General features: G+C 61.6%; 25 protein-coding genes. 13 read left to right on the top strand and 12 right to left on the bottom strand.

All coding sequences use genetic code 11. From position 1 onward, the window contains the following. Positions 1-16 precede the first annotated feature (16 nt). Positions 17-661 carry a ScbR family autoregulator-binding transcription factor gene (locus EHW12_RS26725; RefSeq protein WP_003940238.1) on the bottom strand — a complete coding sequence of 215 codons (645 nt, stop codon included), beginning with the start codon at positions 659-661 and terminating at the stop codon, positions 17-19. Positions 662-747: 86 nt separating this feature from the next. Here EHW12_RS26725 and EHW12_RS26730 point away from each other — a divergent pair, with 86 nt between their 5' ends. From EHW12_RS26730 to EHW12_RS34760, 5 genes are all read left to right on the top strand, one after another. Next, positions 748-1,590, top strand: a complete 843-nt coding sequence (locus EHW12_RS26730; RefSeq protein ID WP_125052161.1) for an NAD-dependent epimerase/dehydratase family protein — start codon at positions 748-750, stop codon at positions 1,588-1,590. 360 nt (positions 1,591-1,950) lie between these two features. Continuing rightward, positions 1,951-3,069 carry a hypothetical protein gene (locus EHW12_RS26735; RefSeq protein WP_125052163.1) on the top strand — a complete coding sequence of 373 codons (1,119 nt, stop codon included), beginning with the start codon at positions 1,951-1,953 and terminating at the stop codon, positions 3,067-3,069. Positions 3,070-3,287: 218 nt separating this feature from the next. After that, the gene (locus EHW12_RS26740; RefSeq protein WP_003940486.1) at positions 3,288-4,001 is read left to right on the top strand and encodes an FCD domain-containing protein; all 714 of its coding nucleotides are present in this window, start codon (positions 3,288-3,290) and stop codon (positions 3,999-4,001) included. A gap of 49 nt (positions 4,002-4,050) precedes the next feature. Further along, positions 4,051-5,286, top strand: coding sequence for an MFS transporter (locus EHW12_RS26745; RefSeq protein WP_050656055.1), 1,236 nt, complete (start codon positions 4,051-4,053; stop codon positions 5,284-5,286). Between the two features lie 185 nt (positions 5,287-5,471). After that, positions 5,472-5,618 (top strand): hypothetical protein, encoded by a 147-nt coding sequence (locus tag EHW12_RS34760; protein ID WP_003939737.1) that lies wholly within the window; start codon positions 5,472-5,474, stop codon positions 5,616-5,618. A gap of 5 nt (positions 5,619-5,623) precedes the next feature. Here the strand turns inward: EHW12_RS34760 and EHW12_RS26750 are convergent, their stop codons facing one another. Further along, positions 5,624-6,280 (bottom strand): alpha-ketoglutarate-dependent dioxygenase AlkB, encoded by a 657-nt coding sequence (locus EHW12_RS26750; protein ID WP_125052165.1) that lies wholly within the window; start codon positions 6,278-6,280, stop codon positions 5,624-5,626. Positions 6,281-6,374: 94 nt separating this feature from the next. Between EHW12_RS26750 and EHW12_RS26755 the strand changes: the two genes are divergently transcribed. From EHW12_RS26755 to EHW12_RS26765, 3 genes are read left to right on the top strand one after another with little or no spacing between them, the layout of a single operon-like run. Further along, entirely contained in the window at positions 6,375-6,719 is a 345-nt protein-coding gene (locus tag EHW12_RS26755; protein ID WP_003939956.1) for a metalloregulator ArsR/SmtB family transcription factor, read from the top strand. Positions 6,720-6,721: 2 nt separating this feature from the next. Continuing rightward, positions 6,722-7,204 (top strand): SRPBCC family protein, encoded by a 483-nt coding sequence (locus EHW12_RS26760; protein ID WP_003940319.1) that lies wholly within the window; start codon positions 6,722-6,724, stop codon positions 7,202-7,204. A 40-nt stretch (positions 7,205-7,244) separates the two neighbouring features. Next, positions 7,245-7,673, top strand: coding sequence for a VOC family protein (locus EHW12_RS26765; protein ID WP_007729747.1), 429 nt, complete (start codon positions 7,245-7,247; stop codon positions 7,671-7,673). Here EHW12_RS26765 and EHW12_RS26770 read toward each other — a convergent pair. Genes EHW12_RS26770 through EHW12_RS26790 form a run of 5 tightly spaced genes read right to left on the bottom strand, consistent with a single transcriptional unit; the run spans position 7,636 to position 11,518 of the window. After that, complete coding sequence (locus EHW12_RS26770) at positions 7,636-7,929, bottom strand: Ada metal-binding domain-containing protein (protein ID WP_007729748.1); 294 nt, start codon at positions 7,927-7,929, stop codon at positions 7,636-7,638. The genes EHW12_RS26765 and EHW12_RS26770 overlap by 38 nt on opposite strands. Then, positions 7,919-8,638: a 2OG-Fe(II) oxygenase gene (locus EHW12_RS26775; protein ID WP_007729749.1), complete on the bottom strand. Its 720-nt coding sequence runs from the start codon at positions 8,636-8,638 to the stop codon at positions 7,919-7,921. The genes EHW12_RS26770 and EHW12_RS26775 overlap by 11 nt, the downstream gene beginning before the upstream one ends. A 21-nt stretch (positions 8,639-8,659) precedes the next feature. Then, positions 8,660-9,679: an ABC transporter substrate-binding protein gene (locus EHW12_RS26780; protein ID WP_007729750.1), complete on the bottom strand. Its 1,020-nt coding sequence runs from the start codon at positions 9,677-9,679 to the stop codon at positions 8,660-8,662. Next, the gene (locus EHW12_RS26785) at positions 9,676-11,052 is read right to left on the bottom strand and encodes an MFS transporter (RefSeq protein WP_125052167.1); all 1,377 of its coding nucleotides are present in this window, start codon (positions 11,050-11,052) and stop codon (positions 9,676-9,678) included. The genes EHW12_RS26780 and EHW12_RS26785 overlap by 4 nt, the downstream gene beginning before the upstream one ends. Positions 11,053-11,098: 46 nt before the next feature. Further along, positions 11,099-11,518, bottom strand: a complete 420-nt coding sequence (locus tag EHW12_RS26790; RefSeq protein ID WP_125052169.1) for a MerR family transcriptional regulator — start codon at positions 11,516-11,518, stop codon at positions 11,099-11,101. A gap of 132 nt (positions 11,519-11,650) precedes the next feature. Between EHW12_RS26790 and EHW12_RS26795 the strand changes: the two genes are divergently transcribed. From EHW12_RS26795 to EHW12_RS26805, 3 genes are all read left to right on the top strand, one after another. Beyond that, positions 11,651-13,060 (top strand): AarF/UbiB family protein, encoded by a 1,410-nt coding sequence (locus tag EHW12_RS26795; RefSeq protein ID WP_030536471.1) that lies wholly within the window; start codon positions 11,651-11,653, stop codon positions 13,058-13,060. Between the two features lie 77 nt (positions 13,061-13,137). Further along, positions 13,138-14,865 carry a helix-turn-helix domain-containing protein gene (locus EHW12_RS26800; RefSeq protein WP_230793260.1) on the top strand — a complete coding sequence of 576 codons (1,728 nt, stop codon included), beginning with the start codon at positions 13,138-13,140 and terminating at the stop codon, positions 14,863-14,865. 79 nt (positions 14,866-14,944) lie between these two features. Further along, positions 14,945-16,060, top strand: a complete 1,116-nt coding sequence (locus tag EHW12_RS26805) for an NDMA-dependent alcohol dehydrogenase (RefSeq protein WP_042447159.1) — start codon at positions 14,945-14,947, stop codon at positions 16,058-16,060. A gap of 58 nt (positions 16,061-16,118) precedes the next feature. Here EHW12_RS26805 and EHW12_RS26810 read toward each other — a convergent pair whose 3' ends face one another. Both EHW12_RS26810 and EHW12_RS26815 read right to left on the bottom strand, forming a co-directional pair. After that, positions 16,119-17,045 (bottom strand): alpha/beta hydrolase family protein, encoded by a 927-nt coding sequence (locus EHW12_RS26810; RefSeq protein WP_306671697.1) that lies wholly within the window; start codon positions 17,043-17,045, stop codon positions 16,119-16,121. 270 nt (positions 17,046-17,315) lie between these two features. Next, on the bottom strand, positions 17,316-17,906 hold the full coding sequence (locus tag EHW12_RS26815) for a heme-binding protein (RefSeq protein ID WP_003940245.1): 591 nt from the start codon (positions 17,904-17,906) through the stop codon (positions 17,316-17,318). Positions 17,907-18,090: 184 nt separating this feature from the next. Between EHW12_RS26815 and EHW12_RS26820 the strand changes: the two genes are divergently transcribed. Next, positions 18,091-19,260: a sensor histidine kinase gene (locus EHW12_RS26820; protein WP_125052742.1), complete on the top strand. Its 1,170-nt coding sequence runs from the start codon at positions 18,091-18,093 to the stop codon at positions 19,258-19,260. Next, positions 19,257-19,886, top strand: coding sequence for a response regulator transcription factor (locus EHW12_RS26825; RefSeq protein WP_125052171.1), 630 nt, complete (start codon positions 19,257-19,259; stop codon positions 19,884-19,886). Before EHW12_RS26820 ends, EHW12_RS26825 begins: the two co-directional genes overlap by 4 nt. A 21-nt stretch (positions 19,887-19,907) precedes the next feature. Here EHW12_RS26825 and EHW12_RS26830 read toward each other — a convergent pair whose 3' ends face one another. The 3 genes from EHW12_RS26830 to EHW12_RS26840 all read right to left on the bottom strand — a co-directional run bounded on the left by EHW12_RS26830 (position 19,908) and on the right by EHW12_RS26840 (position 22,855). After that, positions 19,908-20,273, bottom strand: coding sequence for a hypothetical protein (locus tag EHW12_RS26830; RefSeq protein WP_065351503.1), 366 nt, complete (start codon positions 20,271-20,273; stop codon positions 19,908-19,910). A gap of 17 nt (positions 20,274-20,290) precedes the next feature. Continuing rightward, complete coding sequence (locus tag EHW12_RS26835) at positions 20,291-21,754, bottom strand: benzaldehyde dehydrogenase (protein WP_125052173.1); 1,464 nt, start codon at positions 21,752-21,754, stop codon at positions 20,291-20,293. Between the two features lie 153 nt (positions 21,755-21,907). Further along, entirely contained in the window at positions 21,908-22,855 is a 948-nt protein-coding gene (locus EHW12_RS26840) for a helix-turn-helix domain-containing protein (RefSeq protein WP_125052175.1), read from the bottom strand. Positions 22,856-22,858 lie beyond the last annotated feature (3 nt).

Consider the following 22,858-nt stretch of genomic DNA (forward strand, 5'->3'; position numbering starts at 1 on the left):
CGTCGCGTCTTCCACGTCAAGCGCTCGGTGCTTCCCACTCTCTCGGTGCAAGCGCCGCCAGTTGCATGACGTGCGCCAACTTGTCCTCGCGGACGATCGTTGGCAGCACCAGGTTCCACATCTGACTCAACCGCTCGTACAGATCGGTTCTGCCCGTCAGCATTTCCGAGAGAATCTGCACTCCGGTGAACGACCCCACCACAAATCGAGCCAACGCGTCGATATCGGTGCCCGGGACGATATCGCCGGCTTCGGCCGCTTGGGTTGCCACCTGCTTGATAGCCTCGATCCAATCGAGGTACGGCTGTTCGATGGGGCCTTGAATACTGCCGATCTCCATCGTCAACCGCATGCCACCTCGCGCGATGGGCTCGGTCACAAGCTGCCGAGCCATCTCCTGCGAAACGAGCACCAGGGTTTCGACCGCGATGTCGGAGTGCGCAGCAACCCGCCGGGTACCCTCCATCGCCATACCGTGCTGCGCTGCGATGACCGCGTGCGCAAGCTCCTCCTTGGACGCGAAATGAAAATACATCGCCCCCTTCGACACACCCCCGTGCTGCAAGATCGTGCCCAAACTGGCGGAGTACCCGAACTTCTCGAAGCTCTTCGCAGCACCCAAAATGACGGCCTGGCGCGTCAGGACAGCACGCTCCTGCATGATCTACCCAGCTCTCGTTGCCGACGGAATGAATCTCAACGATACGTCGAAAGAGCCCGCAGCAACGCTCTCGACACGGACACACCGTGACGACTCTGGTACTCGGGGCCACTGGTTTCATCGGCTCGGCAGTGATGAAACAGCTGGTTTCCCGCGACGGAAACGCTGCAATCGGTTTCGTTCGCACGGCCACCGCAGCCAAACAGTTCGGCCGTGAAGGAATCGCCACCGTGATCGGCGACATCAACGAAAGTGCTTCTCTACGAGTTGCAATGAGTCAGGCGTCGACCGTCATCTGTTGCGTGTCGTACGTGGGCGACGACGAACAACAGTGCGTTCACGTCAACCAACACGGCGTACAGAACGTTGCGTCGATGGCCGCCGCCGTCGGCGTCGAACGCTTGCTCTACGTCAGCACCGCGGCCGTGTACGGGCCGGGACCGTTTCGAGACTTGCCGGTCAACGGCGCACCTCTCAGCCCCTTCTCACCGGCCAGTCGCACGCGCGCTCGCGCCGAGAAGTTCGTGCGCGACGCCGGAGGCCTGGTCGTCCGGCCGCATCTCGTGTACGGACCCGGCGACAGATGGTTTCTTCCGACACTGACGCGAATTGTCTCTCGCCTCGACTCGATCATCGACGGCGGTAGCGCTGTCCTGTCGGTAGTCGACGTAGACCTACTCGCCCGATCCATCTACGAGTTGTCGATAGAACAGCAATTTCGCTACGGCTCAACACTTCACGTCAACGAGCCTGTCCCGCGGACAGTCATCGACCTTCTCGAGCAACATGCGCGGGAGACCACCTGGACTCTGCCCCAGAACTCTATCCCCCGCGCCGACGCGGTGAAAGCTGCTGCCCAGCTGAGTCTCGACATGCACCAGATCGACATGATCAGCCTCGATCACTGGTTCCGGTCGAGACTGTACTGATGGCACACGGATCACTCTCGCCAAAACACCTGCCTCCCAAACTTTTCAGTTCTCATTCGGGATCATCCTGCGCAATGAACAGGACCCATGGCGCTGTCACTGCAGACGAACAGAGAGAGCTCTGATCGACGAAAACCACGGCTGCACAAAGATGGCAGTGATCGCGCACACCAAAGAAGCGGCGTTCACGCGACTGGCAGCAGCCTGGGGCTCCCTTCCGTCCGCCTTCGCCGCCGAATGCAGTGTGTGGCGATCATGTCGTGCGCGACGCGGCCGTCGGGATTTCCGATATCAAGGGAGAAAGCTCTCCATCTCGCTGACCTCGGCTACCGTCATCTGAACCAGAAAACGGGAGAACAGATGCTCACTGCGGATAATTTGCTGTCGGGCCCGCGCGGGCGCCGGATGCTGCTCGCGTATGCGATCGACGCCGAACGCGCCCTGCGTCCCGAGCCAGGCGACGACATGTTCCGCATCAACGCTCACCGGGCGGCGTATCACCTCGACGTCGGACAAGGAACCTCCCGAGTGTTGTTCGGCCCGGGCGCCGAAGAGGCCCGGCAGACCATAGTCACCGCGGAGGACGTGGCGCGCAGCCTCACGGAAATATCGCTCCCCGACGTCACCGCCGTCGATCTACGCTCCGCCCTCGCAGAAGCGGTCGATGCGGCGCGTTACTGGCAGGATCCCGACGGAGAAGACGTCCTCGTCGCCACCGAAGTTATGCGAGATGAGCTTCGACGCGTCGCCGAGCACATCGCCGGCTCCGAATGCGCGCGGTGGTGGTCAACCTCGCTCGCCTCATCCGACCAATGGTCGATCCTGAGCAGAGGTGAGGAATCTCCGGACACAGACGAAGTGCCTGCTGCGCAACAACTCCTCAGCGAGTGGCGCACGAGCACCCTGGAATCTGAAGCGAGAGCTGAACGTGACCGCCCGGTGGATCCCGCGGCGAACTGGTCAGGTTATTGGTGGTCGAATCCACCCACTCAGGGTTCGACGAGGGCGCTGTTCGACGGGACTCCGGCGGGCTTGTGGTTCGTCGAAGACAGCATGGGATGGGAGCGGGTCGTCGTGCGAGCATTGCGGCCACCGACTGGCGCACGCATCTACGAGATCGACAGCGCGCAAGCCTGGTCGGAGCTGTGCAGACGGTTCCCGCTCGAGGTCACCGCAGAAACGCGGCAGGTTTGGTACCGGACTACCGGCCGATCAGGCAGGTGGGTCATCCCCGACTGGGTGCAGGTCGCGGAAAGATTTGAGGGAGTGCACCTTACCGTGACGGGATACCTCGCGGCAGCAGGAACCGCGATCGAGGTCGATACCGACACGGCGAGCGTCATCGCGGGCTGGGCACCCGACGAAACATACTGGTTCACCGATGCTGCCACCTACATCTCCGAGCCGTGTGTTTGGGTGCTGCACGACGGCCCGGAAGTGACCGACCAGCCCGCATGGACGCTGGAATCGCAGCAATGACCCGCACGTGAGGGTCTGCTGGGCATGAGATTCCGTGAGGAATCGATCGCAGTTGCCCTCCGTGTCGGGGCAACTGCCCCGTGCGCGGTCGGCAGGAGCACTCACGTGCACGCCGACATGCCGAAGGGCGGTACCCGCCCAGGGCGATCCGAACCCGAGTGCCCTAGATCACAAAGGTAAACCTATCCACAAATCGCCAAATGTCCTACATTTGACTCATGCCGGATTCCCGTATCGCACCCACCGCACGCAACATCCCACTTTCAGTGCAGATCGCGGAACAACTGCGGTCCCAGATCACTTCTGGCAACTGGGAATTAGGGGAGAAGATCCCCGGCGAGCATCAACTTGTCGAAATGACCGGCGCGAGCCGCAATACAGTCCGGGAGGCCATTCGCGGCCTCGTCCATGCCGGCCTCCTCGAAGCACGCCCGGGAGACGGAACCTACGTCTGCGCGAGCTCAGAACTCGAGATTGCGCTCCAACGACGTGCAGCGGCGGAGAACGTGCTCGAAATCTTCGAAGCCCGTGAAGCTTTGGAGCTCTACGCCGCCCGACTCGCAGCCGAACGAGCCCTGCCCGAAGACATCGACCGAATGACTCGGGCTTTGGATGGCCGAGACGCTGAGCCCGACGTCGCCAAATCCGTCGAGTACGACCTCGACTTCCACCTGGAGATGTTCGCAGCGAGCGGGAACCAACTGATCACGGACATCTACCGCAGTCTCGATCGCTCTGACACCATGAGCATCCCACAAGGTAAGTCCGACAAGGAGACTCGACAGCTGTTCATCGGACCTTGGACCGACGACGACCCACACCGGCAGCTGCTTGCGGCCATCCGTGACCGCGATCCGGACGGCGCAGCCGCCGCAGTGGTCCGACTGATGGACCACAGCCGATCCCTCTTTCTGCAAAACATGCCGAAGTAGCTGACACACAAGAGGTTCAGCGCACAGACAATCTCAGAAGGGCACACCTATGGCTAACGTCATCTCCGACACCGAAAACGTGGCGTCTGCCCCGAGCGCGATACCGATAATGCGCCGAGGACTCGTTATCGCTGGCATTCTTCTCATCGCAGCCAATCTTCGAGCCTCAATCACAGTCGTCGGCCCGCTACTCGGTGAGGTACGCACCGATCTCGATATCTCGTCGACAACAGCATCAGCGCTGATCAGCCTTCCACTGCTGTGCTTCGCAGTGTTCTCCCCCGTTGCCCCGGTCATCGCAGCTCGGTGGGGAATGGAACGGACACTCGCAGCAGCACTCGGCATGCTCGCCTTAGCGATCGTGATCCGCTCTGTTCCGTGGATGCCTGCGCTGTGGATCGGTACCGTATCGCTCGGCATGTCCATCGCAACAATGAACGTTCTACTGCCGGCGCTCCTCAAACGAGACTTCCCGACCGAAGCCGGCCGTTTGACCGGCATCTTCTCGGCGGTCTCTGCAGCCGTCGCCGCAACCGCATCCGGACTTGCCGTGCCGATCGCCGGTCTCACCGATCACGGTTGGCGGATCGCATTCGGAATCTGGGCTGCTATGGCTCTCATAGGATTTGGGGTGTTCCTTCCCCAACTTCGCCGACGCACGCTTCCGAAACACGATCATGCTGCGGCTTTGGATTCCCATCCAGGCGGCCATCGCTCCCCCTGGCGCTCAGCACTCGGGTGGCAGATCACAATATTCATGGGCGTCCAATCTCTCTTCTTCTACACCGTTCTGACATGGTGGCCCACCATTGAAGAATCACACGGCACTACCGCGGCTACCGCCGGACTGCATCAAGGCATCATGCAAATATTCTCGATCGTCGGCAGCCTCCTCACAGCAGTGCTCCTGCACAAACTGCCCAAGGATCAGAGAGGAGCCGTCCTCGGGCTGGTGTCGGTCGCCGCAGTGGCAGTTCTCGGCCAACTCCTCCTCCCCTCCTGGGCCCTGCTGTGGAATGCATTCCTCGGCATCGGCATCGGCGGATCGATTGTCATTGCCTTGTCCTTCTTCGCAATACGCACTGTCAATCACGGTCAAGCAGCGGCACTCTCGGGTATGGCACAGTCCGTCGGATACCTTCTGGCCGCCACCGGTCCCCTCGTTTTCGGTGCACTGCACGACGCCGTCGATTCCTGGACGACTCCTCTGATCGCGTTGCTGGTGCTGCTGGCCGTGCAACTCGTCTTCGGCTCCCTCGCCGGCCGCAACAAGACACTGGGGTAAGCGAATCACGGTCGCCTCGAATCCACCCACCAACCTCCCCAGACCCGTGACGCGACCCGAGCTGTCGTCGACGTGCCGAGGTCCGAGGATGTCGACGAGACAGCGGGGCTCCCTCAACGGCCTACCGAATTGCACCCGGCCCATCCCCGACTGGTGGATCGGAGTCGGAAGTCGATAATGAGGGCATGAACGAGACACAACCCCACAACCTCGAACGAGAGCGCTGGCGCACGCTGCCAACTCCACCGTCGACCGAGTTGATCGAGATGGTCGGGGACGGACCTTCGAGCGCAGACTTCGACCCTGCTGCACCAATGGCACAGCAGGGGTGAGACAGTCACGACATTCCGGTATCCCGCAGGGTGATGTTCAACCGTCCGGACGGCAGACCTATGTCGGGAATTGCACTTCCCGCAATAGCTTTCGGCACTCCGTGATATGCGAACCGAGACTCTCCACCGAAGACGAAGAGATCACCCGAATGGAGTTCGACATCGGTGTACGGCTTGTTCCGGTTCTCGGAATTCCCGAATCGAAAGACACAACTCTGCCCGACACTCAGTGAGACGACGGGAGCGTCGCAGCGCTCGTCCTTGTCCTGGTGCATGCCCATCCGAGCGCCCTCGTCGTAGAAATTGATCAGCGCGGTGTCCGGCGTGTACCGCTCCCCCGCAGTCGGATCATCATAGGCAGCGGCAACTGCGGCCCGGCCGAGGTCGACGAGCCAGTCAGGCACCGCTGCGACAGGCGCACCGTTCACGTCGTCGGCGGTGCGCGTGTACTTGTACGGCTGCCAATGCCAACCGAGACAGACTGTTTGCACCGACATCTTGTGCCCACCAGGGACAACAGCGGAGCGCATCGGTACGGGTGCGGTCGCCCACCGTCGGCACTCGGCCACCAAGAAGCGTTGCTGTTCGACGCTGAGCCAATCCGGAACGAGGATCGCCCCCGGCGCCACTTCCAATCGTGGCCGAGGAATCAGAGCGTTCATGGTTTCCACGCTAATCGGTTTCGAAGCATTGACACCCTCGGCATGGGCTCGTACCGTAATCAACAGGTTGGTTGATAAAGGAGATGGTTGACAAGTGATCGTGGATCCAGGGGCAGACGAGCGTCTCGACAAAGCGTTCATGGCGCTTGCCGACCCGGTACGACGGCGGATCATCGCCCGCCTGAGCACCGGCCCCCAAACGGTCAACGAGTTGGCCGAGCCGTTCGAGATCACGAAACAGGCCATCTCCAAACATATTCAGGTACTCGAAGCCGCGGGTTTGGTCACTCGCAGCCGCGAAGCCCAGAGGCGGCCGGTACATCTCAACGCCGCAACTCTCGAGGCTTTGACCGCCTGGATCGACCGCTATCGACTGATCCACGAACAACAGTTCCGCAAGCTCGATCACCTACTCAGCACCACACAGAAGGAGACTTAGCCATGGCTACCACCAATCCCGTCACCATCACGGCTCCTGAGGGCGTGCCGTACATCGACATCACCCGCGAATTCGACGCACCCGTCAGTGCCGTCTTCGCAGCTCATTCGAATCCCGATCTGGTCAAGCAGTGGCTCGGCCCCAACGGATACGAGATGGAGATCGACGAATACGAGTTCGTGAGCGGCGGTCGATACAAGTACGTCCATCGCAACCCCGAGGGCGAAGAGTTCCGGTTCAACGGTGTATTTCACGTCGTTCGCGAGAACGACTTTGCCATCCAGACCTTCGAATACGAGGGATTTCCCGACGTCGTCAGCATCGAATCGATCACGTTCGAGGATCTGGGCAACGGACGCACCCGCCTCTCCGGCCATTCCGTATATCCGAGCCTCGAAGCGCGAGACGGAATGATCGAGAGCAATATGGAGCTCGGCGTCACCGAAGGTTACGAACGCCTGGACAAGATCGTCGCGCAACTCTGACCACCTGTTTGCCCGAACCTCCTCAGCGAAAGGCAGTTTCATGGACTGGACCCTCGAAGTAGTCATCGTTCCCGTCAGTGACCTCGACCGCTCCATCGAGTTCTACCGTGACAAGGTCGGTTTCGATCTCGACCACCACACCGTCAACGAACACATGACGGTCGCCCAGCTCACTCCGCGTGGTTCGGGCTGCTCGATCGTCATCGGGAACCTGCCGTCGCAGACCGAGATGACCCCTGGTTCGTTGAAGGGATTGCAGTTGGTCGTGGCCGACGCTGCAGCGGCTCGCCAAGAGCTCATCGGCCGCGGCGTCGATGCCAGTGAGGTCACCGTCTTCGACGAGCGTGACGGGGGCACCTTCTTCGGATTCGCCGACCCGGACGGCAATACCTGGGCTGTCCAGCAGCTGAAGGTCCGCGGCGACAAGCCGCTCATTCCGAAGGAGTACCGCGACCGCTTCGGCGCGTAGCAACTGCCTTCCAGGCTGCGTAACCTTCGGGCATGCAGACGGCACAGGGGCGATAGCCGGCCGCAATCGCGGTCGGCTCGTCCGCGAAGAACACCCGACTGGCGACATACCCGCCACGCGCGATTGCCTGCGCGGCCCCTCGACAGTCGAGTCGCCCGTAGATCTTCGTTTTCCGGTGCCCGCCAAGCACACCGGGCGTCGAACTCTCGTAGGGTTTGTTGCGAGCGTCGCGGAGAATGTACGTCTTACTCGGCATCGTGAAGCACCAATCCCAATGTTCGACGCGTACCCGAGTGCACCACGCTGACACCATGTCGCACAGGGGCTCTCGACCACCCACGAGAACTCTGCACCGGTCGATCCCGCGTGGTGAAGATCAAAGCGTGACCTTGCCCGAGAACTGTCACCGTCCCTTTCGACTGGGCGCGCGGCCGCTGTTCCACGAGCAAGAACTCGCCGCCGACGTGGTCGATGCGAGGTCTGTCGAGCCCGATCACGACTTGCAAGGGAAACACCAACTCTCCGTACAAGTCCCGATGCAATGCATTCCAGTCACCAGGTCCGTAGGACAGAAGGATCGGGGTAGGGCGATTCTGACCGGCGTCGTGACACTGATCGATCCATTCTTCGAAAGAATCCGGCCACGGTGCACCCTCGCCCAGCTTGAACGCCCACTCCCGCGCCACGGGCAGGAGGTGTCGGTAGAAGGCGGATCGCATAGCCGTGATCGGCTCCGGTACGGGATCACCGAAGTACCGGTACTCCCCTTGGCCGAAACGGTATCGAGCCATGTCGACGGTGCTCCGGAACCGGTCGACCTCCGAGTACCAGGAAGCAATTTCGCGACATTCCGACTCGTCGAGTATCGGCGTCGTCTGGGCACACCCACTGGAGTCGATTCCCTCGATCAGCGCAGGCCAATCGAGGGATTCAACACGAGCAGACAGAGCGGTGAAGAGGTCCATACGTCGTAGACGACGCGGCGGTCAGGAATGTGAGAATGCCAGCAGCTGGTCAGCCAGATCGTTGTACGTACGGGCGATCCCGGCATAACTGAGCACGGGTTCCGGATTCCAGGTGCCGATCTTCCCCTCCTTCACCGCGGACAAGTTGGACCACGCAGGATTGGCGCCGAGCGTATCCAGTTGCAAACTGGACGGGCGATCGTCGAGGAAGATCATGTCGGCCGGATAGTGGTCCGCCATCTCCCAAGCCAGTTTCTCGACGTAGACCGACGACCCCTCGGCCGGATCGACGACGGCAAGGCCCAATCCCGCCAGATCTGCGAGGATCGGGAAGCCCGAACGACTGACACGAATCGTGTCCGGATCTGCGGACGCGAACAAAACCTGTGAATTATTCAGCGAAGAAGCAACTTCGGAGATCCGTGCACGCGCAGCGTCGTAGTCTTTTCGCTGAGCCTCCACATCCTGGTCCGCCCCGAGTTCCACGGCCAGTTCCACGATCTCTTGCACGGCTCGGTCGATGGTTCCTGCTGCCGTTTCCACGAACAGTACTGTCGACAAGCCTTTCACCGCATCCAAGTTCGCCTCGTCGAGTAGTGCCGAACCACGCAGCTGAGGGACTATGACGACGTCCGGCTCCAGCGCAGCGATCTTCTCGAGTTCCACTTGTCCCCAGAGCTGCCCGACCATGTCGGTTTTCGAGAAATCCAAATTGCCGGAGATGCTGGTGTCCGCTGATCCCGGCGATCGTGTAAGTGCCCCGAAAACTCCGACAGGCACCAGTCCATAATCCCACAGAGCACCCGCGATACCGGTGTAGGTGACAAATCTCCTTGGTGGTGAATCCAATTCGATCAGATTGCCGCGATCATCGGTGAAGGACCAGCCTGCATCGCCTTCGCCCCCGGCGTCTGCGTCCCAACGCGAGCAACCGGTCGCTGCCAGCGCAGCAGCCAATCCTGCTGCAGCGCCGAGGAACCTGCGGCGATTCCAGTCCATCTCGATACGCCGGTGCGGTCGTGGAGTGAACAGCGTGGTCATGTGTGTGCCCTTTCGGCGATTGGTTGAACTGTTGCAGGAGTTGACGAACGAGAAAAGAGAAGGATCGACACCAAACCCGTGAGCATTCCGACGCCGGCACAGAAGACCAACGGCCACAGCAAGGCGAACTCGTCCGGACCGACGAAGAGCGAGCCGCACAACGCAATTCCGACGGCAAGCCCGAGTTGACGCGACGAGTTGGCTGTTGCCGAAGCCGTCCCGGCGCGCTCTGCCGGGGCGTCCGACATCGCGGCACCCGGCAGCACCGGCGACACCATCGCCGAACCGACACCGGTCAGAATCAGCCCGGCGATCAGTGCGGGCCAGAGCGGCTCGGTGAGAACGTACAGCATGGCCACGCAACCGATTCCGCAAAGGATCGTCCCGAATCCGAGCGACAGTCGAAGGTCGACTCGCTGAAGCCGTGATCCACACAAGGCCGATACGAAGACAAAAGCGAGCGGTTGAATCGAGAGCACGAGTGCGGCCGCCGATGCCGACAGTTCCAGCCCGTTCTGCAGCCACAGTGAAAGGACTACGAGCGGGCCGTAGGCCGCGAGGTAGTACCCGAAAGCAGCGACGAGGACGCCGTCGAATTTCAGGGATCGGAACAATGCCGGATCGAGCATCGGACTGCTGCCTCGACGCTGCCAGAACACAAACGCCGTCAGCGCACCGATTGCGATCAGGAAGGCAAGAGCTGTCGACGACGAAGCCCACCCGATGTCGCCGCCCCACGTCACGCCGAGAACCGCGGCAACGGCAGCGAGGGTGAACAAAACGATTCCGGCCCAGTCGATGTTGTCGTCGCCGCGCTCACTGTCGGCGAAACAGAACACAGCCATTGCGAGCGCCACTGCGGCCACGGGGATTCCGGAATAGAAGACCGCACGCCAGTCGAAGAACTGCGTCAGCAGCCCTCCTGCAACATTGCCGATTCCCGCCGCCAATCCAGCGACGGCACCCCACGCGGCAAAAGCCACGTGCCGATCGCGGCCCGAATATGCCTCGCCGAGCAGAGGCAGGAGTGTCGCGAACATCGCCGCACCGGCAATTCCTTGCGCGCCGCGAGCAACGACCAGAACCGTGACGTCCGGAGCAATCGCGCACACGGCCGTTGCAACCAGGAACACGACCAGTCCGCAGATGTAGAGGCGTTTGCGTCCCCACGCATCGCCGAGTGCGCCCATGCCCACAAGAAGCGCGGCAAGAGCCAGCGTGTAGGCGTCGACGACCCATGACATCGCGCCCGTACTGCCGTCCAAACCGACTGCGATGGCCGGCACCGCGATCGTTGTGATCGTGGCGTACGTCAGTAACAGGAAAGTTCCGATGCATGCGGCGATGAGCGGCAGCCATCGTCGTGCCGACATGGTCAACCTCCGGGTAGGGCGGTAAGTGCGCCCTAACTATGAAGGTTCAAGTGAACTTGAAGTCAAGCGCCGCTTCGACACGAATGTCGAGCTGCTCGAGCAACCACGGGCACTGCATCGGACGCTCTTGCCGACACGTCAGGTGATGCTCGAGGATCAGCTTCGCTCGCGTAGCAGCGGCGATCTGTGCCTCGAGTGTCGACACTTGATTTGCGAGAACCGTCGAGAACTGGTCGGACGTGGTGTCGGTTTCGATGAAGGACCGCACCTGTTCCAAGGACATTCCCGTCTCGGTGTACATCCGGATCAATGCCAGCCGGCGCAGCTCACGCTGCCCGTACCAGCGTTTACCGCCAGTTCGCGACCGCGCGGACAGCAGTCCTTCGTCCTCGTAATAACGCAAGGTCGACGCCGCAATTCCGAACGATTTTGCAACCTCGCCGATCGGGATCAAGTGCTCACGCATTCACCGATCGTAGGCTGAACGCGTAGGCGGTTCCGGCAGTTATGTGTGACTTGGCATACTGACTAACGGAAGGGGTCGCGTAAGTGATCTCACGGCAAAATGCTGGATGCGCTCGTTGAACGAGGGAGAGCTGTGCTGGATCCAACGCGACCTGTCGGGCCGTACTCGTCAGGAGTGCCCGCCACTGCCCTCGAAGTCCGCATGCCGGACCTCGAACGCTTCGGCCTCGCCCAGTTGTGGCGTTCCGCGATCATCGCCGTCGTGTTGTCGACGTCGATCATGCTGGCACTGATCGTGTGGCCTTTCCGCAAGCGTGGACGCACGTGGGCTGACGCCGCCTCCGACGGGATGGTCGACGGCTTCATCGCGCTGGGTCCCACCTTCGTCAAGCTCGGGCAACTGGTCGCGTCGTCGTCAGGCCTGTTCCCCGCCCCCGTCGCCAATGCATGCCTACGTTGCCTCGACGACGTTCCGTCATTTCCTGCCGAGCAGGCCAGAAGCGTCGTGCACGAAGACCTCGGATACTCCGTAGACGACCTGTTCGCGAAATTCGACGACGTACCTCTCGCGGCCGCGTCGGTAGCGCAGGTACACGCGTGCGTTCTGCACGATGGCCGCGAGGCCGTCATCAAGATCCAGCGTCCGGACATCTATGCGCGGATGCTGATCGACCTGAGGGCGGCGTACTGGGGCGCGAACATCCTCGAGAAGTTTGTCGAGTTCCTTCGAATTGCCAATGCCACCGCCATCATTCGCGATCTGCACAACGCAACGATGACGGAGTTGAACAGCGCGGTCGAGGCCGACCGGCAGACCACATTCCGGAACAACATCAGCGCATTCGGTGACAACAAAGGAGTCACGACACCGGAGGTGTACTGGGACTACTGTGGTCCCCGCGTCATCTGTATGGAACGCATGCGCGGCGTTCCACTGGATCGGTTCGTCGCCGGTCCGGACGGCATCGACGAAGCCCGCATGCTGATCCGACGCGGAGTGAAGGTCTGGCTCGAATCAGTCATCGTTCACGGTCCGTTCCACGGAGATGTACACGCGGGAAATTTGTGGGTCCTCGACGACGGCCGGATAGCGATGCTCGACTTCGGCATCGTCGGCGTCCTTCCCGAGACCTGGAGATCCATTCTTTCCGACATGTTCCGAGCCACCCTCATCGACGGTGATTTCGCCCGTGTCGCCCGCGGAATTCGATCCTTGGGATATGCAACCGACTACGAAGTCGACGACGATCAGCTCGGTATGCAGGTCGCAACGGCTCTGGCCCCAATTCTCGGCCGTGACCTCGGTGAACTCAAGCTCAGTGAATTGATCATGGCACTGATTCAGTTGGGCAAGCAGTGGGGTGTTGCGAGTCCCGAGGAATTGGTTCTTTTCGGTAAACAACTCGGATACTTCGAGCGATATGCGACGGCGTTGGCACCTGGTTGGGTGATCGGACAAGACCTTTATCTGTTCAAGAACGTTTTTCCAGAGGCAGTCGCCGAAAAGGTGCAGGAACTCGGCATCACCATGCCTGACGAATAAATTTGTCCCCTATTTCCTTATTCTGCATTTCGTCTGTCGGGGTTAGCCTGTAATGACCCACTGGCCGAGGAGCAAATGTGCAGCCACTTTCTGTAGCCCTCCCGCAAGCGTCGACAGGTCCGAGGAATAACGGGCCGAGTGTCGGCACCACCCTCGGCGCCCTCATGCATTCCACGGACAAGTCCGTGATCGAGCTTCTGGAAAGCCCCGACGGACTCGATGTCGAAATCCGTTCGATCGCCCTCGTCGAGTCCTCCGATATCGACGGCACCGACAGCCGTGGTGCGATCTCCGACATCTACCTCCCCGTGGGGGTTCCCGAATCGACGTTGACGCAGTGGTTGCGAAAGTTCGAAGGCAGGCCGGCGAGGCGTCGTCCGAAGCTCTTGCTCGTCAAGAATGCGCGCGAGGCGACGACGCTTCTGACCGCCGCACGCAACATCGGAATCGCAGTGGCCGCGGTACATCCGCAGGCTAGTTCCGGACACGTCTATTCACTCGTACAACGACTTCTGACACAGAGCATGTACCGTTCGCGGGCCGTCTCAGGAGCTGTGGCCGGTGGCGATTCGGATCTGTTCGCGCTCTCGGAGACGATCGCCGAATTGACCGGCGGACTCGTGACGATCGACGACACGGCACTCCATGTCATCGCATATTCAGCTGCTCACGAAGGTGAAGACGAACTCCGTCAGCTCTCCATACTGGGCCGGGAGTGGCCGATCGAATACACCGAATGGATAGAGCGCAGAGGCGTGTTCGAGCATCTCAGGCGATCGGACGAGGTCATCAGTCTGCCCTCCGAGCCGAGCATCGGAGCCGCGCACAGGTTGGCTGTGAGCATCACCCGCCCGGACCTGTCAGCGCCGACGGGTTCTGTTGCACACCAACACAATCTCGGCAGCATCTGGGTGCAGCGCGCCTCTGAACCTCTTTCCGACGACGCCCAAGCGGTATTGCGGGGTGCAGCGGCAGTCGCCGCACGCATTCTCATGCGAACCTTGGACGCCTCCAGCCGCGAGAATGCCCAATTGCAAAGGCTGTTCGGCGTTCGCTCCGGCGGAGTCGACATGCACTCGCTGGCCGGCTCCTTCGGCATCAACACCGACGGACCGTCTGCGGTCATCGGATTTGCGACATCACTCGCGCCCGGATCGAATCTCGATCGAATCACCAACGCCTTGCGCCTGCGCGCCAGCGCATTCCGCAGCGACGCGGTCACAACGATCATCGACAACCGGATCTACGTGCTGTTTCCTCAGGCCGAACACGAGGTCGCGATCAGCGACTGGGCTTACGACACCGTGGGAGTAGTCGAGGCCCGTGCGGGCATCAGCGTGCGCGCCGCCGTCGCGGTCCCGATCGCGCGATTGCACGGCGTACCCGAGGCGCGTCGAGAAGTGGACCGCGTGCTCGATACCACCGATGATCACGAAACCTCGAAGGTCACCACACTCGCGGCGTCACGCACCGCGGTGTTGCTGGGCGAGATACTCGACCTCGTTGCTGATCACGAGCGATTGCGGGACCCTCGTATCGACAGACTCGTCTCCTACGACGACAAGAACGCCTCTGACATGCAGTTCACGCTCACGGCCTACCTGACAGCTTTCGGGGATGTGAAGAAGGCCGCCTCGTCTCTGAAAGTACATCCGAACACGCTGCGCTACCGCATTCGGCGCGCTGAACAGATCATGGGCATTTCGTTGGACGAGCCGGATACGCGACTGCTCACCGAACTGCAACTCGCCATCTTGGGACGCACCCCGGACGAGTCTGAAAGATACGAAACGTCCGATCAGTGAGATAGGCCTCGAGCCCGTCCTGAACTCTCGAGTAGACAACTGAGGAAGTCGAAGAACAACTCTTACCTCAGGAGATACCTTGCGCACTCGTGGAGCCGTCATTCGCCAAGCACCAGGCACATACGAGGTGGTCGATCTCGAACTCGATTCACCCCGCAGCGGCGAACTCACTGTCAAAATGGTCGCCTCAGGCCTGTGCCACTCGGACGATCACATCGCCAGCGGCGACCACGGAGTCGGCCGCTACCCCATCTGCGGCGGACACGAAGGCGCCGGAATCGTCGTCGAGGTCGGGCCGAACACGGAAGGATGGTCCGAGGGCGATCATGTCGTGTTCTCGTTCCTCGCCGCCTGCGGCCGTTGCCGTTGGTGTGCAAGCGGAATCCAGAACCTCTGCGACAACGGCGCCGCCATCATGACCGGCAGCAGACCCGGCGAAACCTCAAGTTACAGAATGTCTCTCGACGGTCAGCCCGTCGCACAAACCTGCGGCCTGTCCACCTTCAGTGAATACACCACGGTCAGCACTCTCTCGGCTGTGAAAGTCGACAAGCACCTGCCACTCGACGCTTTGTGTCTGCTCGGCTGCGGCGTCGGAACCGGTTGGGGCGCCGCGGTCAACTCCGCTCAGGTGTATCCCGGGCAGACGGTCATCGTCATGGGCGTCGGCGGAATCGGAATCAACGCGGTGCAGGGCGCCTCGCATGCCGGCGCCGCCCACGTGATCGCGGTGGACCCGGTTGCGTTCAAGCGCGACAGTGCATTGAAGTTGGGCGCCACCCATGCCGTGGCCACCATGGAGGAAGCCACCGACATAGCGCGCTCGTTCACCAACGGCCAGGGCGCGGATTCGGCCATCGTCACCGTCGGTGTCACCACCGGAGAACATGTCGCGCAGGCATTCTCGTCGATCCGCAAGGCAGGAACCTGCGTCGTCACCGGCCTCGGGAAGATGACGGACGTCGGAATTCCCGTGAGCCTGATGGAACTCACGCTGTACCAGAAGAGAATTCAGGGATCCCTGTTCGGTGCATCCAATCCCACCGCCGACATTCCCTGGATGATCGATCTCTACACCAGCGGCAAGCTCGAACTCGACGGACTGATCACCAACCGATACACCCTCGACCAGATCAACGACGGTTTCGCCGACATGCATGCCGGTCGCAACCTCCGTGGAATCATCGCCTTCTGAGCGAGTTCTCTCCGGACTTTCGATCGAGAGCAAGTCCGGAGAGATCCTAACTACAGCTTCACCAGGCGTTCATGGTGTCGAGGATTTGTCCTCTGGCCATCCACAATTCAGCAGACCAATACGGCCACGAGTGAATTCCGGCGGGCGGAAAGCTGTACGTCGCTGGGATTCCCAAGGATTTCAGGCGAATTTCGAATGCACGCGCGTGCACCCACGAGAGCGCCTCGAGCCCCATACCCGTCGCCGTGTGGAAGTAATCGATCGGCGCAGAGGGATGATCGTACGGTCCCGGGATGCCGTTGGACGACGAAATGTACATCGACAGTCCGCGAAGCGATTCCGCGTTGACGAACGGGTCGTTGCGAAGCCATCCGGATGACCACGGCGGGCCCCACATCGAATCGACGTTGTACCGGCCGGCGTCGAACATGGCTACGCGGATCGCTTCACGCATACCCGGACCCGAGATATTGATGTAGCCGGACAGCGAGCCGGCGAACTTGAACTGATCCCGATGATGCCCCGCCAGGTTCAACGCGGCACTGCCGCCCATCGACAACCCGATGATCGCATTGTTGGTTGGTGAAACGCCATACCCTGCAAGGAAGTCCGGAAGCTCGCGGGTGAGGAACGTTTCCCACCTGTACGTTATCGGCTGAGCGTTGAAATTGGACGGCGCGTACCAATCCGTGTAGAAACTCGACTCACCGCCGACCGGCATCACCAACGTGATGTTGTCATTGCGGTACTGATCGAGTGCGTTCGTTTCGAAACTCCAAGCATTTCTGTCGTTTTGCGCGCGAAGACCGTCGAGCAGGTACAACGCGGCGTTGCCACCGCGCGCGGCCCACTGCACCTGAACCTTGATGTTTCCCATCGAAGACGGGACCCACAACTCGTCGTACCCACCCCATGGCGCCGAGCGCGCCGGAGTAGCACTCGCGGCGGTCGGACCGAACATACCGCCGAGCAGGAATATCGACAACAACGCCGCTACGAGCACCCGCACCCGCCGTGTATTGCGTTCGGGCAACGTGAATCTGATTCTCTGCAAGGTTGTGTCTTTCCCCGAAACTGCGCATCAAGAAACTCGCTTCGGTAAGTGCATCGTCGGTTCCACTGTCGACGTGTTTGTCCCTTTCCGGGGGCTCCGGTGTTACAAAGTCGAGGTCATCGCAACAATCGGACAACTGTCGTGCCGAGCGAATCCAGGTGGCGAAAAGCACAATTCACGAAGCACGCTGAATGCGCTCACTCAGCCGAGTGACGAAGCGATCGCATCACGACCTGCGGCAGCACACGCTTGGTCCTGCATTCCGTCTGGAGCGCCACCGACACCGATACCGGCGATCGACCCGGCTCCAGCCTTCAATGTGACTCCACCTGCAAGGAAGAGAGTGCCGGGAAGGTCGGCGATGGTTGATCCTTCGCCTTTGGTACGCTGCGAGAGGTCACTGGTGTCGGCTCCGAAAGCTGCAGAGGTGTATGCCTTCTCGCGTGAGGCTTCCACCGTGTGCTGGGCTGCGTTGTCGCCGCGCACCATGGCGATGACATTTCCCGCGCGGTCTACGACGGAGACGGTGACGAAGCCGAGACCGTCGGCGCGGCATTTCGCCAGGGCCGCACCAGCAGCCTTCACTGCTGCGTCGGCACTGAGTCGATTCTGAGTGACAATCGCCGAATCACCGGTCGCGGCAGGCTGCTGCGTGGCAGTAATCGACGTCGTGCTCGATGCGTTCGCCACCGGTGTGTCGGTGGTCGAGCATGCGGCGCTGGCAAGGATTGCGACAACCGGAACGGCGACAGCGAGCGTACGGGGAAGTCGTGTGTAAATGCGGTGGTTCATGTCGGGCACACTTTCAATCGAATGGTTCGAAACCGTCCACTACAGCGTCGCGTCCGGGGGCGGGTGCGCACATCGGGCGCTCGGGTGACGAACCGTGCCCCCTACGGCTACCCGGATATCATCCGAATGGTTGATACAACGGCCTGGTGCCCTCCGTAACATTCGAGGGATGAGTAACGGAGCCATGAACGCCGACGCCGAACGCGGCCTACGCGGCCCGTTGGCGTATGCGATCCACGCGTCGTTCTTCGTACTGCTGTCTACATCGGGAGTTCGGTACGTCACAGTCCACGGGACCAGCGGTCGGTTCGGGGTGGTACTCGTCCTGGCCGTGGTCCTCGCCCTGCTCTACGCCGTCATGGCCACGGTGTCCTCGCGAGATGTGGTTCGCCAACGGCTGTGGATGTGGCCGGTACTGAGCGCATGGGCAGCGCTGGTCTGGCTTGCCCCGAGTTTCGCGTGGTGTGGGTTTCCCGTTCTCTTCCTTTGCATTCGTCTGTATCCGAGCAAGATCGCCTACCCCCTCGTCGGGATCCTGGGCGTCCTCGCCGGTATCGCGTTCTACCGGGTCACCGGTCGTGCCGAATTGGTGACACTTCTCGGGCCGCTGTGCACCGCGGCACTGGTCGCGGCCGCGTACGGGCAGATGGAACGAGATGCCCGAGAACGCCTTCGGCTTCTGCGTCAGGTAGCAGAAGCGCAATCTGCATTGGCAGATACCGAACGCGCTGCCGGCGTTGCCGCTGAGCGAGAGCGCCTCGCGCGCGAAATCCACGACACCGTTACCCAGGGACTGGCGAGCGCCCTTCTACGGCTCGAGGCAGCCGAACAAACGTGGAATACAACGGGTTCGCCGTCTCGAGCCGATGTCGATGCCGCAGCAGAGAACATCCGAACGAGCTTGATGCAGAGTCGCGACCTCGTCCACGATCTGGCGCCGACCAAGGGCGGTACGGGCGACTTCGACGCCTTGGTCGTGGCCGCCGCCCGCCAGTTCGTCCCGGCCGTTCGGATCCGCACCGTCGGTGAAGCCGTCATCTTGCCCTCGGACGTAGCTCATGCCGTCGTGCGAGTGGTCTCGAGCGCGTCCTCCAACATCGCCCGCCACGCTCGCGCCGAAACGGCGGGCGTGACGATCACGTATCTCGACCACTCCGTCTCCGTAGACATCTTCGACGACGGCGTCGGCTTCGATCCGGGAAAGCTCGCCGACCATTCTCGGTACGGTGGATACGGCCTGCGTGCGATGCGAAGCCGCGTCGCACAGCTCGGCGGATCGTTCACCGTGGAAAGTGCACCGGGAGACGGCACCGTCGTCGCGGCCCAGTTCCCTCTCGAACGGAGGATCCGGTGACCACCACCATTCGCGTGTTCCTCGTCGACGATCATCTGGTCGTGCGAGCCGGGCTGAGAGCGCTGCTGAACACTCAGCCGGACGTCGAAGTAGTAGGCGAAGCATCGTCCGGCGAGGAGGCGGCCACGGCGATACCGTCGGCCTCACCGGATCTGGTGATGATGGATCTGGACATGGGCACCGGCATGCACGGTGCAGAAGCGATCAAACGCCTGCGAAGCGACGGTGTCGATGTTCCCGTACTGGTTTTCACGACGTATGACACCGACGCCGACGTCGTGCGGGCCGTGGACGCCGGTGCCATCGGTTACCTACTCAAGGACTCGACTCCTGACGAGATCTTCGGCGCGGTGCGCGGCGCGCTCGCCGGGCGCAGCGTCCTCTCCCCCGCCGTGGCCTCTCGTCTCGTCCAGCAGATGCAGCGCCCGCAGGAAGCGCTCACCGCCCGTGAGTCCGAACTGCTCAGCCTGCTCGCCGAGGGGATGACCAACCGCGAGCTGGGTAAAGCGCTCTTCATCAGCGAAGCGACGGTGAAAACACACCTCGGGCACATCTACGCCAAACTCGGTGTCGATAACCGCTCTGCCGCAGTGTCCGTCGCACTACGTCGCGACGGAATACGCTGACCTCGGTGGCAGCCGAACAGCTCAGCCGCCCATCGCCTTACGCACTCCGTCGATCAGTTCGAGGAATTCAGCCTTGGGAGCAAAGTCGACATACTCCGAGTCGTCGATCGCTCCGGGAACGTGACCGGGTGCCCAGTAGAACACGTCGCCGGCATCGTAGGTTTGCCGACCTGCTTCGGAATCTGTGTAGATCCTTCCTTTCAAGACGTATCCGTAGTGCGGACATTGACAGCGCCCGCCTTCCAATTGTGCGAACGGTTCGGCGAAGTCTGCACCAGCAGGAATTTTGACGAAGTTGACGATCATGTCGCCTTCTTCTCGCATCCGCAATTCGAATTCGCCGTCCTGCAACACGATGGGAAGATCGTGAGCCGAGATGGTGCGCATAGGAGTACCTTTCGACTTCAGAAGGGGAAGGTCTGCGCCGCTGGCCGGCTGGTTCGCCACTGCCAGGCGGTGAATTCGTCCCAACTGCTTTGAGTTCCGAATCTCGCGCCGTTTCCGGAGGCACCCGTGCCACCGAATGGTGCATAGGCATCGTTGTTCAAAGTCTGATCGTTGATGTGCACGATGCCGGTACGCAGTCGGTCCGCGATCCGCTCGCCGCGTTCAACCGATCCTGTTTGAATGGCAGCAACCAGACCGTATTCGCTGTCATTGGCCGACCTGACTGCCTCGTCTTCGTCCTTGACGATCACGACGGGCGCCACGGGCCCGAAGATTTCTTCACGGAACGCGGGCATGTCCGAGGTGACTCCGGCCAGGACGGTCGGCTGATAGAAGAGCCCTTCGTATGTTCCACCGGCGCGGATTTCGGCGCCGGCCGCCTTGGTGCCCTGGACGATTCGATCGACGTTCGCAATCTGCCGCGCGTTGATGAGCGGTCCGAGAGCGACGTCGCCTGTATTGGGATCCCCGACCGGCAGGACCGCTGCGCGCTTGGCCAGCAGGTCCAGGTACTGATCGGCGACCGATTCCAACACGATGTGGCGGCCTGCGGTCATGCAGACCTGCCCCTGATGCAGGAACGAACCCCACGCACCCGCCGAGCTCGCGGCATCCAGGTCTGCGTCGTCGAGGACGATCAGCGCATTGTTCCCACCCAGTTCCAGCGAGACACGCTTGAGCGTGCGACCGGCAGTTGCCCCGACCTGACGGCCGACGGCGGTCGAACCCGTGAAGGACACCATCGCGATGCTCGGGCTCTCGCACAATGCCTGACCAGGTGCCGCGTCACCGGCGAGCACATGCAGGAGGCCTTCGGGAAGACCTGCGGACGTGAACAATTCCGCGATGACCGCACCCCCGCTGATCGCGGTTTGAACATCCGGCTTGAGAACGACGCCATTTCCGAGCGCCAAGGCGGGGGCGACAGCGCGCATGGCGAGGAGAAGCGGGAAATTCCACGGGCTGATCACGCCGACCACACCCAGGGGCACCCGGCGACCGATGCTCGTGCGCCCCTCTTGGCTGGCGGGCAGAAGGTGCCCGAACGGCTGTGTCGGCAGCGCCGAGGCTTCCCACAGTTCGGCGATGACAAGATCAACTTCGAATGCGGCTTTCCCTGGTACGGAACCACCTTCACGGATCAACCAGCGCTCCACCTCGGCTCGCTCGGCTTCCAAAATCTGCGCTGCCTTACGGATCACCGAAGCGCGAGCCTGCCCGATCGTCGCCGCCCACGCCGGCTGCGCGGCCGACGCGATGTGTGCCGCTCGATCGATATCCGCAGCAGTCGCCGTGCCGATCACACCGAGCACCTCGCCGGTAGCCGGTTCGAGCGACTCGACGGTGTCACCGCCTCCGTCGATCCATTGGCCGTCGAAAATCTTTCCGTGCCATTGCTGATGAGCGAGCAGATTCGTCATGCGTTCCTCGATTCGTAGCTTTCGCTGCGGTCCTCGCTGTTCGTGGACCTGAGCTCTTCGCGAGCCTGAAAAGCGATCTGGAACACACTCTGCCCCGGTATTCGGGCTCCCAGTTGTCGTGATCGGACACGTTTGTTGTTCGGATGCGACAGATCAGTGACGTTCGCGGACGTTCGGATCAGGCGAGTTACGTACTTCCGACGGCGCCGCACCGAATTCCGCTTTGAATGCACGCGAAAACGCTGGTGCGTCATGGAAACACCATCGTGCGGCCAGGATTGAGATCGAATGACCCCGCAGTGAGACGTCGGTGAGATCGCGGCGTACGCGGATCAACCGTTCGCGGCGAATCAGCGCACTGAGGGTCAGATCCCCGTCACCGAAGTGACGCTGAACGGTTCGCGGCGACAGGTGCAACGCACCGGCGATCGACGCGACCGAGAGGTCTGGTGAGTCGAGATTCCGAAGCGCATATCGCAAGATCTCCTCTCGCGTCGAACGTCCGGGTGTCGCGGGCGCAGATCCTTGCATCAGAACTGCCGAAGCGAGATTGACTCCAGCATCTCCGAGAAGCCCGGCTGCGCTGCCGTCGACCTGTGATGCAACAGCGCCCGAGATGAAATTTTCCAGCAATGCACCGGACCCACGCCGACCGTCGTGGGTGCGCTCGAGCGCGCAATTCAGTTCTCGCTCGGTCAGACTCACCGCACTGCGCGGTAGGGTCATGACGGTGCACGACCAGTGACCGTCGAAACGCAGCGCGTACGAATGCTCGACGTCGTAGAGAATCATCGCGCCGGGCGGGGCCGTCAACTCGCGGTCCGATTGGCGCAGTATCGCGCTCCCGGTTCGGACCGTGCAGATCTTGAGCAGATCACTACCGTGTCGCTTTGCTGCGCGTGCGCTCCGCCGCAGTATCTGCGGTGAACCGGAGATGTCGAAAGCGCCTACGTCCCCGAGACTTACGCCGCTGACCGTACCGACAGGCGCGGCATCGACGGAACTCTCGGGGCACAGGCCACCGAAGGTCTCCGACATCTCGCAGTGCCACTGCTGCACAGATTCCGGCAGGCTCGCAGGCGTGGCAGACACGGCAGACATGGC

Source organism: Rhodococcus sp. NJ-530 (assembly GCF_003860625.1).
Lineage (GTDB): Bacteria > Actinomycetota > Actinomycetes > Mycobacteriales > Mycobacteriaceae > Rhodococcus_F > Rhodococcus_F qingshengii.

What these genes read in the sequence shown, in the direction of transcription:
- EHW12_RS26725 (WP_003940238.1), bottom strand. Translation starts at nt 661, where the DNA reads ATGCAGGAGCGTGCTGTCCTGACGCGCCAGGCCGTCATTTTGGGTGCT.
- EHW12_RS26735 (WP_125052163.1), top strand. Translation starts at nt 1,951, where the DNA reads ATGCTCACTGCGGATAATTTGCTGTCGGGCCCGCGCGGGCGCCGGATG.
- EHW12_RS26740 (WP_003940486.1), top strand. Translation starts at nt 3,288, where the DNA reads ATGCCGGATTCCCGTATCGCACCCACCGCACGCAACATCCCACTTTCA.
- EHW12_RS26745 (WP_050656055.1), top strand. Translation starts at nt 4,051, where the DNA reads ATGGCTAACGTCATCTCCGACACCGAAAACGTGGCGTCTGCCCCGAGC.
- EHW12_RS34760 (WP_003939737.1), top strand. Translation starts at nt 5,472, where the DNA reads ATGAACGAGACACAACCCCACAACCTCGAACGAGAGCGCTGGCGCACG.
- EHW12_RS26750 (WP_125052165.1), bottom strand. Translation starts at nt 6,280, where the DNA reads ATGAACGCTCTGATTCCTCGGCCACGATTGGAAGTGGCGCCGGGGGCG.
- EHW12_RS26760 (WP_003940319.1), top strand. Translation starts at nt 6,722, where the DNA reads ATGGCTACCACCAATCCCGTCACCATCACGGCTCCTGAGGGCGTGCCG.
- EHW12_RS26765 (WP_007729747.1), top strand. Translation starts at nt 7,245, where the DNA reads ATGGACTGGACCCTCGAAGTAGTCATCGTTCCCGTCAGTGACCTCGAC.
- EHW12_RS26770 (WP_007729748.1), bottom strand. Translation starts at nt 7,929, where the DNA reads ATGCCGAGTAAGACGTACATTCTCCGCGACGCTCGCAACAAACCCTAC.
- EHW12_RS26775 (WP_007729749.1), bottom strand. Translation starts at nt 8,638, where the DNA reads ATGGACCTCTTCACCGCTCTGTCTGCTCGTGTTGAATCCCTCGATTGG.
- EHW12_RS26780 (WP_007729750.1), bottom strand. Translation starts at nt 9,679, where the DNA reads ATGACCACGCTGTTCACTCCACGACCGCACCGGCGTATCGAGATGGAC.
- EHW12_RS26785 (WP_125052167.1), bottom strand. Translation starts at nt 11,052, where the DNA reads ATGTCGGCACGACGATGGCTGCCGCTCATCGCCGCATGCATCGGAACT.
- EHW12_RS26790 (WP_125052169.1), bottom strand. Translation starts at nt 11,518, where the DNA reads ATGCGTGAGCACTTGATCCCGATCGGCGAGGTTGCAAAATCGTTCGGA.
- EHW12_RS26815 (WP_003940245.1), bottom strand. Translation starts at nt 17,906, where the DNA reads ATGAACCACCGCATTTACACACGACTTCCCCGTACGCTCGCTGTCGCC.
- EHW12_RS26820 (WP_125052742.1), top strand. Translation starts at nt 18,091, where the DNA reads ATGAACGCCGACGCCGAACGCGGCCTACGCGGCCCGTTGGCGTATGCG.
- EHW12_RS26830 (WP_065351503.1), bottom strand. Translation starts at nt 20,273, where the DNA reads ATGCGCACCATCTCGGCTCACGATCTTCCCATCGTGTTGCAGGACGGC.
- EHW12_RS26835 (WP_125052173.1), bottom strand. Translation starts at nt 21,754, where the DNA reads ATGACGAATCTGCTCGCTCATCAGCAATGGCACGGAAAGATTTTCGAC.
- EHW12_RS26840 (WP_125052175.1), bottom strand. Translation starts at nt 22,855, where the DNA reads ATGTCTGCCGTGTCTGCCACGCCTGCGAGCCTGCCGGAATCTGTGCAG.